Raw genomic sequence first — 16,226 nt, forward strand, 5'->3', positions numbered from 1 at the left:
TTTTTATATCATTGCATCAACATAATGGTAAAAATAATAGCGAGTGAATGATCATCTTTTGAAGATGATCAACCTATCAGCAGAAATAAAGCCGCCTGATAAAGAGGCGGCAGATCGTTATATGTCATCTATGAATTTGATGTATCGTTTTTCGTTTGCCTGAAGGATAAGATAGTCGTTTTTAATGATGAGTAGGAGCCTATAGCAGCGTAGCCATAAAACCAGCCCATAAATACGCCAGAAAAGAGGCTGTGTCGATGGCTTATGAAAACAGAAATGACAAGGCCTGTTATTAAGGCAACTGACGGTACAAAAGTTTTGGGGATTTTCAATAATATTTTGAGGATTTGGGTTATCAATATGATGATTGGAACAGCTATCACAGCATCCCAAAAGTTCGTGTGAATAATTGGAAAAGCCATACGGCACCTCATGAAGTGTTTATTTCTTAATTTTTACGCTAAAAGCTTGGAAAGCAGCTCTTGGATCGCATATGTTACATTTTGGGCTTGATTGGCGGAGCTTGTTTGGCTTAAAGCATTGGATTCAAAAACCAAACCTGTATTACTCCCACCGGAACCCTCTGTTGTTTTAGACACAGAGAACGGGCTGATGGAAACTGCAAATCCGTTATTAAAAACGCTGTTCCCGGATATCGAATGAATATAAACTGGGAATTTCATCATTCATCTCTCCTCTCTGTTATGACTGTTTATACAATATGGTGTGTGAGCAGCAGTTGCTTAAACAAAACGGCAAAAACTTTCAGTAAGAGACAAAAACCTGCAAAATGCCACAAGCGCCTTTTGTTAATGCAGCTTTTTAGGGACGTTTTTTTTATTTTTTTTGCCAACTTCATCAAAAATATTCTGATTGCCAGACTGGGCTTGTCCGTCCTTATTTATGAAATCGGGGTGAATGAGTTTTTTCAGATCCCTGACTGTTAAAGGCTTGGCGTCATCAGTCAATTCAATTCCTAATTGTCCGTTGGCCTCTAATGTCGCTATTTTAACATCTTGTATAGCCGTAACGCCGTGAAGCCGTAGCTGCATTTCAAGCTGGTCAGCTGTAAGTCTCATCTTCTTTAAGTTTTCGATATGAAGCTGTCCGTTTTCAATGACGATTTTTGCTTTTCCGGTTAACATCTTTTCAATGGTGTTCGATTTCATTTGGATCCATTCCATAACGATGAGTGTGCTTGTGAAAATTGCCGCTGCAATTAATGTTTTGAAGAGGCTGTACTCGATGATTGGCTGAACGATAATAGTTCCGATCGAAATCATGACAACCGTTTGAGTTGACGTCATTTGTGCGATTGATTTCCTTCCTGAAATTCTCAGCAAAATGACCCCGGCTACAATGAGAACAAGAGATTCCCAAGTGAAATTCATGCTACCACCTGACCAATGATGAATTAGATTTGTCATGGGATTGGCTTTTCTTCCGGCCAATCGCAATTTAATATATCCGAAAGGCAGTCGGTTCATTCTGTCCTGAACCGAACAATATTTTTGGTATAGATGGATATATTAAGCCAAACAATGATAGCAACAGGAGTTTTTTGGCCGAAACAATCTGGGAAGCGGGGAGCGCCATAACATGATTGAACTTGAAGTTGTCATTAGAACGGTTGCCAGCTTTGGCTTGCTGTTAATCGCAGAACGAATTTTAGGCAAACAGACAATCTCTCAAATGACGATTTTTGATTTTATTGCGGCGATCACACTAGGGGCGATTGCTGGTGGATTAGCTTACAATACTTCAATAAAACCGCACAATATGGCCATTTCGTTTAGTATTTTTGTGCTAACCATTTTTCTAATTTCGTTTCTGTCGATAAAGAACAGGAAGCTGAGGAAATTTTTTGCCGGAGATCCAACAGTGCTGATTCAAAACGGGAAGATACTTGAATCAAATATGAGGAAAATGCGTTACACACTTGATTATTTAAATCAGCAATTGCGGGAAAAAGAAATATTTAATATCGAAGAAGTTCTTTTTGCCATTCTTGAAACGAATGGTCAGCTGACTGTGTTAAGAAAACCGCAATTCCGGCATGTGACCAAACAGGATTTAATGATTGCGGTAAACCAAGAACACAGGCTTCCGATAGAGCTTATTATGGACGGAGAAATCATTGAGAATAATTTAAAGCAGAATCGTTTGACGGAATCCTGGCTTTTGGAAGAATTGCAAAAAAGAGACATAAAGGTGAAAGAGACCGTGTACGCAGTGCTGCTGGGTAATGGGGATATTTATGTGGATCAATATAAAGACCATATATCAGTCCCTATGGATAAGGAATGAAGGAACAATCAATCTTAAAGCCCCTTATTGAACGCAACGGTTTCAACTTGTCTTGGGTACGAAATATGCAGAAGCCCGTTTAACAGCTGAATCTGTAACAAATGAGTTTCAGCGGCTTCGGGAAGCTGAATGATTCGCTCAATTTCTCCGTAATACCGTTCACGCAGCACTTCCATTTCGGCTGGAAAAACAGGCGTGATCGTTCCTTTGATCAGCAGCTGGGTTTTAGACAGTAAACGGATCGTTAATTCTTCCTCATACACACCGGGCATTTCCACAATGATAAAATTATATTCCTCATCTTGATAAAAGTCGTAAACAAACGTAGAAGCTTCGGAATCAAAAAAATGTTCCGGGGCTTTATATTTGAGCACATTTGTCCAAAAGTCACTTTGTTTATATTCATTCGTAATCTCAAGCCACTTTCGAATTTTTTCGAAATCCATATGAGATTCTCCTTAAATTTGATTTGAAATCGGCGCAGAAGGGTTTCCGATTTGGTCTTGGTCACTAACGTCTGAATCAATATTTCCAGTGTTTAAAAGTGAAGACGTAGGCGAAAGATCCCCTAAGGAAAAGTTTGCTCCAAAATATTTGCTGTTCGCAGTATGGCTGTTGTGCACAGTCGGACCGACATCTATATTTCCGTTTTGCGTGACGCCGTTGATCTTAATATTTGCGATATTAATTTGATATGGCATAGACGAAACCCCTTTAATCTAAAATTGGCGGTGGTGCAATCGGAGGAGCATTAACGTTGGATGTATCAGAGTTGCCGATAGATGTCTGGTCATTTACATCAGGATCGTTTAAGAAGTTTTCCATTACGGATTCTGTAGGTGATGTATCACCGAAAGAAGAGTTGGTCCCTTGAGATTTTTGATTGTTGGTAGGGCTGTTATAAGCAGCTTCGCCTATTGTAATTGAACCATTGCCCGAAATACTGTTGATCTTCAAATAATATAGGTTGATTACTGTAGACGGCATCCCATCACACCCTTCCATCTTTCTGTACAGTACATTATGCGCCGCTGCACCCAATTGTTCCTTGCATTTACGGGCAAAACTCTATCTGGCCCCGGAGTGATGCTCAATTATCAGTGAATGAAAAGCCATTGATATAGGAATCAATGAATTGATTCAGTTATTCGAAATGCATGAGACCTTTTAATAAAGGAAGCTGGCAAACAGGATCAGTTTGAAATCATTGACAATGAAGCTAATGCCATGAAATAATACTCGTGAGTAACATTAATCGTGAGTATTATTTTGGGGGTGGTCCTAGTTGAAAAGTAAAGGACGTAAAGGAGTAGAAAGCCGAAAACGGTTACTTAAAGCTGCCGCTAATGAATTTTCGGTTCGGGGATTCCATGACGCGAAGGTAAGTGAAATTGTGAAAAAAGCTGGGTTCACGCAGCCTTCATTTTACCTGTACTTTCAAAGCAAAGAAGCCATCTTTGCCGAGTTAATAACCGATTTTCACTCTCGAGTCAGAAAGCTGACAGAGTCACTTCTTCTGGAAAACGGATTAAACACGGAGGATGTGTCAAAACGGGTACTGCTAGCTGTAGAGACTGTTTTTCAATTTTTGGATGAGGACAAGGATTTAACCAAGATCGGCTTTTTTCTCAACCCGGAAGCAAAACAAATGAAAAAAGACTTGGCGATGGTTTTGAAAGAGAACTTAGAAGCAGAACAGCGGCTTGGCTATTTTCACTCTGAACTGGATATGGAAACTGTCGCTGAGTGTTTGGTCGGCATGATTGAACATTTAACCGAATCATTTTTGTTAACCGGAATCAAAGATCCGGCAAGCCTCGCAGCAGAGGTTGTGAATCTTTTAATTTACGGGATGCTTCCGAAAGGGAATGATGTAAGATGATATCTATTATGATGAAAGTCAGTTTGGCAGTTTTTATGCTTGCGGGAGGCATCATAAAGGTAAGCCGCGTTCCCTTTCAAGTTGAGCATTGGCGGCATTATCAATATCCATTATGGTTTCTGACTGTTACTGGCATTCTTGAAATAGCCGGGGCACTTGCTATGACAGCGGGAATTTGGAATCGGTATGCAGCAATTGGAGCAGGTGTTCTGTTTGTCGTTCTCATGGCGGGAGCAATTCATGCGCATATGTTTCGAGCAAGACAATCGGCCATCATGGCGATACCAGCGATGATTTGTTTGATTGTTTCTATCATGATCATCATGGGGAGTTACACGTAAGCTTTTCACTAATGTTTAAGAACAAGCCCATTTGCAGGAAATCTCCTGTTCTTATCGAATAATAGAAAGTCCAGGAATTAACTGAAGCAGTAAAATAGAGATCCATTTCTGCGTTATTCGTCCGGCATCAGCTGGGCTTTTTTTATAAAGGAGGAATACAGGTTGGCATTAACTTTGGAAGACATGACTGAGGAAGAGTTCGAAGCCTTTCGAGTGATGTCCGTGCAAAATTTTGCGAAACAAAACATAACGTCAGGAACTTGGACGGAAAAAGAGGCGTTTGAGAAATCGGAGCAGGCATATGAAAACATGATTCCGAATGGGCGAGACAGCAGCAATCATTATTTTTGGAACATCACAAATGACCAAGGAGAAAGAATGGGCTGGCTCTGGCTGTATGCTGATCCATTACATCCGCAAAAGGAAGCGTTTATCTATTCCTTTGGATTGTATGAAGCCTTTCGCGGAAAAGGACTTGCTCAATTGGCGCTTCAAACGCTTGATGAAAGAGCAAGAGAGCTTGGTGCGGAAAGGCTGGCTCTACATGTATTTGCACACAACGAGACAGCCGTCTATCTTTATCAGAAGATGGGCTATGCCATGACCAATATACGTATGCGGAAACAGCTATGCTGAAAAGCCGCTTACGTTACCCAAATACAACATGCCTATCTGGAAGCGGTGGCAGGGTACTATAAGTCATCATTAGAAAGATTAAGGTCATGGGAGGCTTGAACATATAAAGAAAAAGGACAACAGCTGTTGTCCTTTTCAATGCCGCTTGAACTTTCTCTCTCAGTCTTTTTTGTCTTGATGATCCAGCTCTTTTATTCGTTTCGTAAGCTCATTGAAAGCCTGATCAAGCTCCTTATACCCTTTATCATTTGGCGTCATAAAACTGAGCTTTCCCAGCACTTCTTGTCTTTCTGTCTCAAGCTTTAACCGAAGCTCCTCCCGCTCATTTCTTTCTGAAGGAGCGTCGTTTAACTGCTTTTCGATGCCGTTGTTTGAGATGACGAGTTTACTGTTTGTTGTTTTTTCGAGAAAGTATCGGTCATGTGAAACCGCCAGCAATGTGCCGCTGTATTGTGACAGTGTTTCTTCCAGCTGTTCGCGTGACGGCAGGTCGAGATGGTTTGTCGGCTCATCTAAAATCAGCACGTCTTTTTCCTCCAGAATATATGCCATCAGCTTGATCTTTACACGCTCACCCATACTCATATGCTTGATCGGTTCAGTCCATTGGGCGGCTGTAAAACCTAAGTGCCTCATCAGATTTTGAACGTGCCCCCTTGCTTTGAATGTTTCATTCTCAAATAACTCTTCCGGTGTTTGTTCTAAAGGCAAATCAAACACCTCCTGCGTTAAATAGCCGATGTTTGCGGACGGCGACACCCATACACTTCCTTCTGCTGTTTCCTGTCCCAGAATGATGTTCAGTAATGTCGTTTTTCCGCTGCCATTGGGGCCTATGATCGCAACCTTTTCGCCGTGCTGAATCGTAAAGTTTGCGTTTTTAAAGAGGGTCCTTTCTTCAAACGCTTTTGTTACATTCTGAACTTCTAAAAAACGTTTTCCTGTTTTGTGGGTTGTATCGATTGAAAAGCGGACTGTATATTCTGGGGTAACGGGTTTTGCCTTTGCTTTTTCCAGCTCTTTTTCAAGCCGCTTCTGCTTGGATTTTATCTGGGCATCCGTACGCTTCGCTTTTACCCGGTGATATTCTTTAAACCCTTCCTTTTTCGTCGATTGAGCATGGGCTTTTTCCGACCAAGAAGCGAGCTCATTCATTTGTGCTTCAATCCGTTCGACCATTTTTTGCTGCTTTTCATATTCACGCTGCTGGGTGAGTCTTTTCTTCTCCCGGAACTTCATATACCCGGAGTAATTCCCTTTGAATTCAATCAGCGTCTGATCCTCAAGCGACCATATTTTTGTTGCGGCTTCGTCTAAAAAATATCGATCGTGAGAAACGAGAATCACCGTGCCGCTATAATGTTTCAGCTGTTGGATGAGAAATTGCAAGCTTTTTTCATCAAGGTGGTTTGTCGGTTCATCTAACAGCAGCAGATCTGCATCCTCTGATAGTCCTTTCGCCAGCCGCGCTTTCAGTTTTTCACCGCCGCTTAACTGATGAAAATCACGAAGAGGCACATGCCATTTCTCCAGTAACTTCTTTTCGGCAGGTGTCTGATCCGCAAAGGAATATGCCGCTGTTTCCTGTTCAACCAAAGCCAGTTTTATATCCTTTCGAAGGATTTGACCCTGGGAAGGGGCTAAGTCATTGTGAATGAGGTGCAGCAGCGTAGATTTCCCAGCGCCGTTTTTGCCGATAATCCCAATGATATCTCCTTGCTGAACACTGGCATTTATATTTTTAAAAACAGTCAGATCCTTCACTTCATAGCTAACGTTTGTTAATGTTACGATCTCTTTCATCCATATCCCTCGCTTTAAAGGGAGAATAAAAAAATCCTCCCAAATGTGTTGGAAGGATTAGCCGTGCCTGTGCATGATCAAATAAGCTATTTTTTATAAATAGCAGGTCGTATATATAGAAAATGGGCAGACTAATCCTATTTTTTGATTTGAAATATTGATTTCAAACGATAAAAATAAGATTAGTTAATCATTGTCCACCCATCATCCCTTCTTGTTTTGATTACAAACACTATAGCATACCTTCAAATTCAAAAGCAAAGGTCATTTTCATCAAAAAAACTCCTGCTCTCATTTTTGAGGCAGGAGTTTCGAGTGTTATTGATGCTTCGCTTTTCTCACTTTATAAATCACAATCAGCAAAATAAACCAAACCGGTGTGACAAATAAGGAAACACGAGTATCCTGTGCCAGTGCCAGCACAACCAGAACAAACGCCAGGAACGCAAGAATCAGGTAATTTGTAAACGGATAAAGCGGAAGCTTAAACTTGTTTGTTTTCGCTAATTCAGGTCTTGTTTTGCGGTATTTCATATGGCAGATGACCGTAATCCCCCAAATGTAGATAAAGCATACGGTTGAAATACTTGTGATCAGGGTGAATACGCCTTCTGGCATGATGTAGTTTAACGTAACACCGATTAAAATCACGATAGCTGAAAAGAATAAAGCATTTCTAGGCACTTTACGCTGAGTCAGTTTCGCCATTGACTCAGGCGCATTGTGATCTTTCGCCAGGGAATAGACCATACGGCTTGTACTGAATACAGCGCTGTTGCATGCTGAAGCAGCGGATGTCAACACAACAAAGTTGATAATACTTGCAGCCCCGACGATGCCAACAGCGACAAATACTTGTACGAATGGGCTTTCGCTGGGATTGATGATATCCCAAGGATAGATGCTCATAATCACGAGAAGAGCCCCGATATAAAAAAGCAGCACACGGACAGGAATATTGTTGATCGCCTTAGGGATTACTTTTTCAGGGTTTTCTGTTTCACCGGCCGTAAGCCCGACAAGCTCAATGCCGACAAAAGCAAACACAACCATCTGGAACGAGAGGATAAACCCGTGCATGCCATTCGGGAACAGGCCTCCGTGGCTCCAGAGGTTTGTGAAGCTGGACACTCCTGAGCTTGTGGAAAAGCCTTTGAAAATCATCACAAGGCCAATGACGATTAACGCCAAAATGGCAATGACTTTAATCAAAGCGAACCAAAATTCTAATTCTCCAAAAAGCTTGACTGTCGCCAGATTCATAATCAGTAAAATAATAAGAGCGATTAAGCCAGGCACCCATTGCGGCACACCCGGGAGCCAATATTGAGTGTAGAGCCCGACTGCTGTCAGATCAGCCATCGCAATGGAAATCCAGCAGAACCAATATGTCCAGCCGGTGATAAAAGCTGCCATATCGCCTAGGTAGTCTTGTACAAAATCCACAAAAGAGTGATAGTTCAAGTTTGATAACAGCAGTTCACCCAGCGATCTCATAATTAAAAAGCAAATGATCCCTGTGATCATATAAGCAAATAAAATCGAAGGTCCGGCAAAATGAATCGATTTGCCCGAGCCGAGAAATAAGCCTGTCCCAATGGCTCCGCCGATGGCGATGAGCTGGATATGCCTGTTTTTCAAGCCTCTCTGCAACGTTTGCTGATTTATATTGTCTTTCGTCATGTCGTCTGTCACTTTATGTGTTCCTCCATTGAAAATTGTTTATTGAGTCAGCAATCTATTTTTAATGATTATTATAACACTAAAATTTCTATCTTTTTTACTAAAAAAGGATTGATGAAAAGAATTTTAATGTGATTTGGACTATTTCCCGAAAAAAGCGGCTCCATTTAGGGAGCCGCTTTTTTATGCTTTTTCAGTTTTTTTCATAAACAGGTAGAGCCCGTAATCTGTCGGTGCGGATGCGTAGCCTGCCTGCCGCAGCATTGCTGTGATATTGCCGCGGTGGTATGTCCCGTGGTTGACAACGTGGGGAAGCAGTTCGGAAACAGTTGTTTCCATGATTCCGCTTGAGGGATTTTGAATCTGGAGTGGCTTATTGAGCTGTTCTTTTTGCTGTAAAAATAGTATATAGCGCTCGGATAACCTCAGAAAAAGGTCTTCCATTTCCTCTATTTCTTTAGCCTCTGTCTGTTCTTTAAGCTGTTCAGCTAAAGCCAAGGCATCGCTCAAGTTTTTGCCGGAAAACACTTCAATCCAGCCGAGATCAGAAAGATAAACATGAGACAATACATGGGATATTGACGGAAACACGCTTTGAATTTCTTGATGGTATACCTCTTTTGGAAGCTCTTTTAATCGGTTGAATATTTGTTGATTGGCCCAGACGTTATATTCATACAATTTGAATGCAAAATCTGACATGTTAAAATTCCCCCTTTCGTGTGTATAGCTTCTATTATACACGAACGTGCGTTCTTATGTAGAGTGCTCGTGAATAAAATTTGTTGACATATATAGTTTAGAGGAATAAACTAATTGACATTGAACATAAAGTTTAGCGGGGTAAACTATAATGAGGAGGGGAAGATATTGAATGAACAAAAGCTATGTCAGGCGATAAACCTGTTTGTGGAAGTCCTGCTTGAAGGGACAGAATTTGTGCATCGTGAAATCAATCAGGATGTCTTCAAGCATATCTCAAGGGAACAGGCAGACCTGTTGAAAATTTTAAAAGTCAAGGGCCCAACATCTCCCGGCAGCCTGGCCATGTACCAAAATGTACATAAGAGCGCGATCTCTAACAGACTGAAAAAGCTGCTCGAAAAGGGATTGGTTCAATGGGGCGACTGTCCGGAAAAAAGTGATAGGCGCTCTAAGCTTATTAACATTACACCCAGTGGTGAACACATACTAGAAGAATTAGATTCTGCCATCTTTAACGCGCTCAAACCGCTGATCGATGATATAGAGGAGGAACACTTACATTCCATCATCGAGATATTCACCATTTTAAAAAGCAAATTTAAAGGAGGAGATTCTGCCGAATGAGAGCAATCATCAAATTCAAGTGGGCAATTGCAGCCATAGTATTAGCACTTACCGTCGTTTTGAGTTTGTTTTCTCCGAACTTAACGGAGCTGGCCAATCAAAAGGGGCAGGCCCAGCTTCCCGCTGATGCCGTTTCAGAAAGAGCAAACGCCATTTTAAAACAAGCGGGAGAAGACAATAATTCGATCAGTGTTGTCTTTACATTAGACAACGCTATAAAGAAAGAAACAGAGAATCAGCTCCGGATAATGATTGATAAAATCAAAAAGATCGACGGTGTAGAAGAGGTAACATCTCCTCTGTCAGCGGAAAAAGAAGTCAAAGACCAGTTGATGTCGAAAGACAAGAAAACCGTTCTCATGCCTATCACGATTACAGGTTCTGATAAAAAGGCGGAAAAAATTGCGGACGAGATTTATCAAATCGTTCCTGATGACTTGACGGCATATATTACGGGAGCTTCCCTTATCAACCAGGATTTCGCTCACAGCTCAGAGGAAGGGCTTAAGAAAACGGAAGTGATCACAGTCTGCCTGATCATCGGTTTACTGTTGATCGTGTTCCGATCTGTTGTGACGCCTTTTATCCCGATTGTGGTTGTCGGTTTTTCTTATCTGATCAGTCAATCCATACTGGGCATCCTTGTATACAATGTTGATTTTCCTATCTCGACGTTTACGCAAACCTTCTTAGTCGCGATCTTGTTCGGCATTGGAACAGATTACTGCATACTGCTTCTTACACGATTCCGTGAAGAATTGGCAAACGGGCATGATAAAAAAGAAGCGGCGCTTATCGCTTACCGCACAGGGGGAAAAACCTTATTTATCAGCGGATTTGCGGTATTGATCGGATTTTCCGCCTTAGGATTTGCGAAGTTTGCGATTTTCCAATCCGCAGTGGGGGTAGCAGTCGGTGTGGGAATTTTAATGATCATCCTCTACACACTGCTGCCATTATTTATGGTGACGCTGGGTGAAAAATTATTCTGGCCTTCTAAGAAAGTGCTGTCACACAGTGATAACAAACTATGGGCGTTTCTCGGCAGACACTCCGTTGCGCGTCCGTTTCTGTTCATTGTCATCACGGTGGTGATTACGCTTCCGTTCATCTTGACCTATGATGACCAGATTTCATTCGACTCAACTGCAGAAATCAGCAGCGATTATAAATCTATAAAAGCTCTCGAGGCCATTAAGGATGGATTCGGGGAAGGAAAAGCGTTCCCGATCAATGTTGTCGTAAAAGGAGACAAAGATCTTACAACAGCTGATACAATCCCCTATCTAGGAAATATCAGCAAAGCGATCGAGAAAGTTGATCATGTTGACTCTGTGATGACCATTACGCAGCCGACTGGTGAAAAAATCAAAGATTTATATATTGATAACCAGCTAGGATCGGTTTCAGACGGGCTGGATAAGACGGTAAAAGGGATTGCCGATGTCCAAAGCGGATTAACGGATATAGAAAACGGACTGAATCAAATGGCAGGGCAAACCGGCTCGGCCTCAAATGGAGGGTCTGGCGGTTCACTGGGCGATGCGGCAGATGGCTTGGGCAAAATCAATCAGCAGCTGCAGCTCGTGAGCAAACAGATTTCCCAAACCGGCAATACCGCACAGACCGTGCAGCAGCTTACGGCAATCAGCGGACAGCTTGGCCAGATTCAAACCGGTCTTGAACAAGCGAACCAGCAGCTCTCAGGCCAGCAGGCACAAGCCGGAACGCTGACAGAAAGCCTAAAGAAGCTGTCCGAAGGCGTGAGGAACGCAAATCAGGGCCTGACGAAAGTCTCTGACGGTATTACAGCTTCCAGTGATATGTTAGAGGACATGAGCAAAAGTCCAACTGTAAGAGATACAGGCATATTCATTCCTGATCAAGTAATGAAGGACAAAGACTTTAAGAAGTCAATTGACCAGTATTCCTTTGCAGATGGCAAAGGTGTTCAATTAAGTGTCGTTCTGGATTCAAATCCGTACTCAGAACAAGCTATTGCGACAATAAACCAAATCAAAAAAGCTGTCGCAAACGAAGTTGACGGCACTCCTTTGGAGGATGCACAGATCGTATACGGCGGGGTCACGAGTATGAATGCGGACTTAAAGGAGCTGTCCACAACGGACTTCTCCAGAACAATGGTGATTATGATTATAGGCCTGTTTATCGTGTTAACCATTTTGTTCCGCTCAATGATCATGCCGATTTATATGATCGCGTCATTGCTGCTGACGTACTATACGTCGATATCCATAACAGAATTAATTTTTGTAAACGGCTTAGGAAACGCGGGTGTCAGCTGGGCAGTGCCATTCTTCAGCTTTGTCATCTTGATCGCGTTAGGGGTAGATTATTCGATCTTCTTGCTGGATCGATTTAAGGAAGAGGTGCACCTTGGCATTGAGCAAGGTGTCGTCAGGTCAATGAGCAAAATGGGATCTGTCATTATTACAGCTGCCATTATATTGGCCGGTACGTTCGCGGCGATGATGCCTTCAGGTGTCAATACACTGATGCAGGTGGCAAGTGTTATCATCATCGGGCTCTTGCTTTACGGCCTTGTCATACTTCCGCTCTTCATCCCGGCAATCATTGCAACCTTTGGAGAAGGAAACTGGTGGCCGTTCGGCAGGAAGAAAGGAAAAGAATATTCGAGAGAAGAGTGATGAATGGTCATCACTCTTTTTTCATGACTAAACGACTAACTTTAGACGTGTTACCCAAAAAGGTCAGACGCAAACGGCGGCTGTACTTAAAAACAAAGAGCCCGGAAAACATTCCCGGGCTCTTTGTTTTATTTCCATTCTGCAATTGTATCAATCGGCAGACGGTAGGAAGCATAGCCTTCGTCTGCTGCTTTTCCGATAGAAAGTAGCATAACCGGTACATAACGTTCTTTATCTAATCCGAAGGTTTCCGCGATGTTTTCTTTATCGTATCCGCCGATCGGGTTTGTATCGTAGCCATGCGCGCGTGCAGTCAGCATCAGCTGCATGGAAACGAGACCTCCGTCAATCAGGATCGTTTCACGGTTGACCTGTGCCGGAAGCTTTTCAAAATGTGCGGTCAGCGCAGCGATTTGTCTGTCTTTGACCTCCTGCGGCATGTAACCAAGTTCCACGGCTTTTGAATAGATTTCTTCTAAGTAGTCTGCATTGTTCATGTCTGCAAATACAGCGATGACAGCAGATGATGTTGTGACCTGTGTTTGGTTAAAGCTTGCAAGCGGTGCGAGCTTTTCTTTTCCTTCCGGGCTGTCAATGACAAGAAAACGCCATGGCTGCGCGTTAACAGAAGATGGGGCAGTTGTTGCTTCCTCTAAGATCTCTGTCATTTCTTCTTTGCTGATTTTTACTGCCGGATCATAGTTGCGGATAGAACGGCGGCCTTTCATAATTTCCATAAAATCGTTTGTTTTGATCATGTTGATACACTCCTCTTAAGCTTCGATATTATTTATATTGTTTCGCATGCGCGCCAGCACATCAATGAGCAGGCGGCGTTCTTCTGCGCTTACATTTGCGAGCATTTCCTTCATGAAACGCTCCTTTTCCTTCTTAGAAGACTCAATTCGCTCTCTTCCTTGGTCTGTTAACCGAACAAGGGTGATGCGGTTGTCCTCAGGCTTGCGCCGCCTTGATACCATGCCTTTAGCTTCCAGCTGTTTCAGGTGTCTGGTAACGGCTGCGCTATCGATATTTACTTTCTTTTGAAGGTCGCTTTGACTGATCTCATCTGCATGATAAAGCAATGTCAGCAATTCCAAACGAGATTGGCTGATGCCCGTGCATGCCTCGAACTTCACGCCAATCACCTTGTTCACGCCTTGCAGCTGATATAAAATCTCGGCTTCCTCTGAACAAAATGACGCCAAAACCCATCCCTTCTTTCCTGTCAAAACTATTAATTGATATATCAATGATTGACACGTCAATTAATATACAACGATTGATTTCATCTTGCAAGCCATTTGCACTTTTGAACAACCTCCCAGCGCATAAAATTCGCTAGGCTAGAACTTAGCAAAAAAAGCTGGCCGCTTCTTCAGATGATGCTGGTCACGATGATTCCCTGCATCATTCCCATTTATAGGTGTTCGGAATATCACTTTGCCGAGCCCGTGCTCAAGCGGCTTTCACAGGCTGAAAGTTATGATACAATATACAAATGTTTCACAGCTTCAATCCATAGTTGGAGCTGACATCCATTATATAAGGGACTAGGTTGAAGGGAAGGTTTGATAACATGCTGCACAATCCAACTGGAAAAGAACGCTTGGCACTAGCGTTTCTGCTCGGCATGCTTGCTATATTGGGCCCGCTTAATATAGATATGTATTTGCCAAGTTTTCCTGAAATCGCGAAAGATTTATCAGCAAGTGCTTCACTTGTTCAGTTAAGTTTAACAGCCTGTCTGGTCGGGCTTACGATCGGCCAGCTGATTGTCGGGCCGGTCAGCGATGCGCAGGGAAGACGAAAACCGCTATTAATCTGTATTTTTTTATTTGCGTTATCTTCTCTGTTTTGTGCACTGTCGCCCAATATAACAACTTTAGTGGCTGCGCGTTTTTTACAAGGCTTCACTGCTTCTGCAGGGCTTGTGCTGTCTCGCGCAATCGTCCGCGATGTGTTTACCGGAAGAGAGCTTTCTAAATTTTTCTCGCTGTTAATGGTCATTACCGCGGTGGCGCCAATGGTTGCGCCTATGACAGGCGGTGCCATTTTGCTTTTGCCGTTCGCAACGTGGCATACAATTTTTCACGTCTTAATGATCATCGGATTTTTACTAGTTCTTCTGATTGCATTGAGGTTAAAAGAAACGCTTCCGCCGGAAAAACGGATTCCAAGCTCAATCGGAACATCCGTCAAAACGATGGGCAGCCTGCTGAAGGATCGATCCTTTATGGGGTACGCGTTAACTGTCGGATTTATTCACGGGGGAAGCTTTGCATATGTGTCTGGTACGCCTTTTGTATACCAGGATATCTACGGGGTGTCTCCGCAGGTATTTAGTATTCTTTTTGGCATTAACGGGCTGGCGATTATATCGGGCAGCTTTATCATCGGACGCTTTGGCGGAATCATTCATGAAAAAAGCCTGCTTCGTATAGCGGTCATTACGGCTATGATTGCGACGGCTGTGCTATTAACCATGACCATGATTCACGGTCCTCTTGCTACATTAGTCATATCCATTTTCATTTACATGATTACGATCGGCATGGTTCTGACCAGCACGTTTACCCTAGCCATGGAAAAGCAGGGGCACCGCGCCGGAAGTGCAAGTGCGCTGCTTGGAATGCTTCCGCTGCTCCTCGGTTCAATCGTGTCACCGCTTGTAGGCATTAATGAGACAACAGCCGTTCCGATGGGAGCCATCATGTTTGTGACAGCTGTCATCGGCTCACTGGCGTTTTTTGGATTAACGAAAGAACGAGTAGGGCAGAATTCATAAAAAAACCTGACATGACGTCAGGTTTTTTGTTTTATTTAGAATAACAACAGCAGGCCTGCAATCGCCGGAGTCAAAAAGATGGCTGATTTCAAAACCACCTTTGGCATGAGGTTGGTGAATTTCGCGCCTACATAGGCCCCGCACATTGTCCCGACCAGAACTTTGACAAGTAAAACGTAATCAACAAAACCTTCTGTAATATATCCGATGCCTCCACCTACAGCCAGAGGGATGATCACAAGCATCGTCGTTCCGACAGAATGGCGAATGGACAGATTCAGCATAATCATTAAACCGATTTGAATAAAAGGTGCCGACCCGATGCCGAATGTGCCGGAAAGAACGCCGGCTGCAATTCCTAAGATGACCGCTCTCGTATACGTTGAAAGAGTGCTTTGATTCACTTGAGCCTTCTCTTTTAAAATAAATAATCTGATTAAAATGAGAATTGCTGATAAAAATAACATTCCAGCCGTCAAATAATGAAGCAAATCAGCCGGAATAAAAGAAGTCAGCTTGGCGCCGAAAAATGAGCCAACCGCAGCAAAGCCTCCGACTATTAAGCCGATTTTCATTTGAATGTTACCCTCGCGATAGTGGCTGTATGCCCCTGATAAGCTTGTAAAAGCCATGCCGGCAAGCGAAGTGCCTAAAGCCGTATGAATCGGGATATGGAAAAGAAGCGTTAAAAGGGCAATGACAAAGCCGGCTCCACCGGCGCCAATAAAGCCTAAAATAATTCCTAGAAGAAACATAACAAGAATAATGAGCATATTTTTTCCTCCATT

Annotated in this window: 19 protein-coding genes; 7 read left to right on the forward strand and 12 right to left on the reverse strand. The window is 42.8% G+C overall.

What is annotated here, in order from left to right:
* Positions 1-128: 128 nt before the first annotated feature.
* From QF06_RS22075 to QF06_RS01685, 3 genes are all read right to left on the reverse strand, one after another.
* Complete coding sequence (locus QF06_RS22075; protein WP_009969672.1) at positions 129-422, reverse strand: hypothetical protein; 294 nt, start codon at positions 420-422, stop codon at positions 129-131.
* A gap of 33 nt (positions 423-455) precedes the next feature.
* Entirely contained in the window at positions 456-686 is a 231-nt protein-coding gene (locus QF06_RS01680; RefSeq protein WP_003244212.1) for a spore germination protein, read from the reverse strand.
* Between the two features lie 123 nt (positions 687-809).
* A complete protein-coding gene (locus tag QF06_RS01685) occupies positions 810-1,391 on the reverse strand; it encodes a DUF421 domain-containing protein (RefSeq protein WP_003234158.1) in 582 nt (193 codons plus the stop codon).
* A gap of 208 nt (positions 1,392-1,599) precedes the next feature.
* On the opposite strand from QF06_RS01685, the gene QF06_RS01690 reads away from it, so the two are divergent.
* Entirely contained in the window at positions 1,600-2,307 is a 708-nt protein-coding gene (locus tag QF06_RS01690) for a DUF421 domain-containing protein (RefSeq protein WP_024572977.1), read from the forward strand.
* A 14-nt stretch (positions 2,308-2,321) separates the two neighbouring features.
* Here QF06_RS01690 and cotP read toward each other — a convergent pair whose 3' ends face one another.
* Genes cotP through QF06_RS01705 form a run of 3 tightly spaced genes read right to left on the reverse strand, consistent with a single transcriptional unit; the run spans position 2,322 to position 3,294 of the window.
* A complete protein-coding gene (cotP, locus tag QF06_RS01695; protein WP_003234154.1) occupies positions 2,322-2,753 on the reverse strand; it encodes a spore coat protein CotP in 432 nt (143 codons plus the stop codon).
* Between the two features lie 12 nt (positions 2,754-2,765).
* Complete coding sequence (locus QF06_RS01700; RefSeq protein WP_003234151.1) at positions 2,766-3,008, reverse strand: spore germination protein; 243 nt, start codon at positions 3,006-3,008, stop codon at positions 2,766-2,768.
* 13 nt (positions 3,009-3,021) lie between these two features.
* The gene (locus tag QF06_RS01705) at positions 3,022-3,294 is read right to left on the reverse strand and encodes a spore germination protein (protein WP_003243854.1); all 273 of its coding nucleotides are present in this window, start codon (positions 3,292-3,294) and stop codon (positions 3,022-3,024) included.
* A 298-nt stretch (positions 3,295-3,592) separates the two neighbouring features.
* Here QF06_RS01705 and QF06_RS01710 point away from each other — a divergent pair, with 298 nt between their 5' ends.
* From QF06_RS01710 to QF06_RS01720, 3 genes are all read left to right on the forward strand, one after another.
* A complete protein-coding gene (locus QF06_RS01710) occupies positions 3,593-4,189 on the forward strand; it encodes a TetR/AcrR family transcriptional regulator (protein ID WP_019712445.1) in 597 nt (198 codons plus the stop codon).
* Complete coding sequence (locus QF06_RS01715) at positions 4,186-4,530, forward strand: DoxX family protein (RefSeq protein WP_029317346.1); 345 nt, start codon at positions 4,186-4,188, stop codon at positions 4,528-4,530. The genes QF06_RS01710 and QF06_RS01715 overlap by 4 nt, the downstream gene beginning before the upstream one ends.
* 162 nt (positions 4,531-4,692) lie before the next feature.
* Complete coding sequence (locus QF06_RS01720) at positions 4,693-5,166, forward strand: GNAT family N-acetyltransferase (RefSeq protein ID WP_041850754.1); 474 nt, start codon at positions 4,693-4,695, stop codon at positions 5,164-5,166.
* 159 nt (positions 5,167-5,325) lie between these two features.
* On the opposite strand, the gene vmlR is transcribed toward QF06_RS01720, so the two are convergent.
* The 3 genes from vmlR to dinB all read right to left on the reverse strand — a co-directional run bounded on the left by vmlR (position 5,326) and on the right by dinB (position 9,354).
* Entirely contained in the window at positions 5,326-6,969 is a 1,644-nt protein-coding gene (vmlR, locus tag QF06_RS01725; RefSeq protein WP_015252709.1) for an ABC-F type ribosomal protection protein VmlR, read from the reverse strand.
* Between the two features lie 318 nt (positions 6,970-7,287).
* On the reverse strand, positions 7,288-8,664 hold the full coding sequence (locus QF06_RS01730) for an amino acid permease (RefSeq protein ID WP_003234143.1): 1,377 nt from the start codon (positions 8,662-8,664) through the stop codon (positions 7,288-7,290).
* Positions 8,665-8,835: 171 nt separating this feature from the next.
* On the reverse strand, positions 8,836-9,354 hold the full coding sequence (gene dinB / locus QF06_RS01735) for a damage-inducible protein DinB (RefSeq protein ID WP_038828173.1): 519 nt from the start codon (positions 9,352-9,354) through the stop codon (positions 8,836-8,838).
* A gap of 168 nt (positions 9,355-9,522) precedes the next feature.
* Between dinB and QF06_RS01740 the strand changes: the two genes are divergently transcribed.
* Together QF06_RS01740 and QF06_RS01745 are read left to right on the forward strand one after the other, a co-directional pair.
* Complete coding sequence (locus tag QF06_RS01740) at positions 9,523-9,981, forward strand: MarR family transcriptional regulator (protein WP_041850755.1); 459 nt, start codon at positions 9,523-9,525, stop codon at positions 9,979-9,981.
* Entirely contained in the window at positions 9,978-12,650 is a 2,673-nt protein-coding gene (locus QF06_RS01745; RefSeq protein WP_041850756.1) for an MMPL family transporter, read from the forward strand. The genes QF06_RS01740 and QF06_RS01745 overlap by 4 nt, the downstream gene beginning before the upstream one ends.
* A gap of 128 nt (positions 12,651-12,778) precedes the next feature.
* On the opposite strand, the gene QF06_RS01750 is transcribed toward QF06_RS01745, so the two are convergent.
* A complete protein-coding gene (locus tag QF06_RS01750) occupies positions 12,779-13,408 on the reverse strand; it encodes a nitroreductase family protein (protein ID WP_003234135.1) in 630 nt (209 codons plus the stop codon).
* Positions 13,409-13,423: 15 nt separating this feature from the next.
* Positions 13,424-13,918: a MarR family transcriptional regulator gene (locus tag QF06_RS01755; RefSeq protein WP_015252703.1), complete on the reverse strand. Its 495-nt coding sequence runs from the start codon at positions 13,916-13,918 to the stop codon at positions 13,424-13,426.
* A gap of 311 nt (positions 13,919-14,229) precedes the next feature.
* On the opposite strand from QF06_RS01755, the gene QF06_RS01760 reads away from it, so the two are divergent.
* Positions 14,230-15,438 carry an MFS transporter gene (locus QF06_RS01760; RefSeq protein ID WP_015715324.1) on the forward strand — a complete coding sequence of 403 codons (1,209 nt, stop codon included), beginning with the start codon at positions 14,230-14,232 and terminating at the stop codon, positions 15,436-15,438.
* 35 nt (positions 15,439-15,473) lie between these two features.
* Here the strand turns inward: QF06_RS01760 and QF06_RS01765 are convergent, their stop codons facing one another.
* On the reverse strand, positions 15,474-16,211 hold the full coding sequence (locus tag QF06_RS01765) for a sulfite exporter TauE/SafE family protein (RefSeq protein WP_003234130.1): 738 nt from the start codon (positions 16,209-16,211) through the stop codon (positions 15,474-15,476).
* Between the last annotated feature and the right edge of the window lie 15 nt (positions 16,212-16,226).

This window comes from Bacillus sp. YP1 (assembly GCF_000877815.1).
GTDB lineage: Bacteria > Bacillota > Bacilli > Bacillales > Bacillaceae > Bacillus > Bacillus subtilis.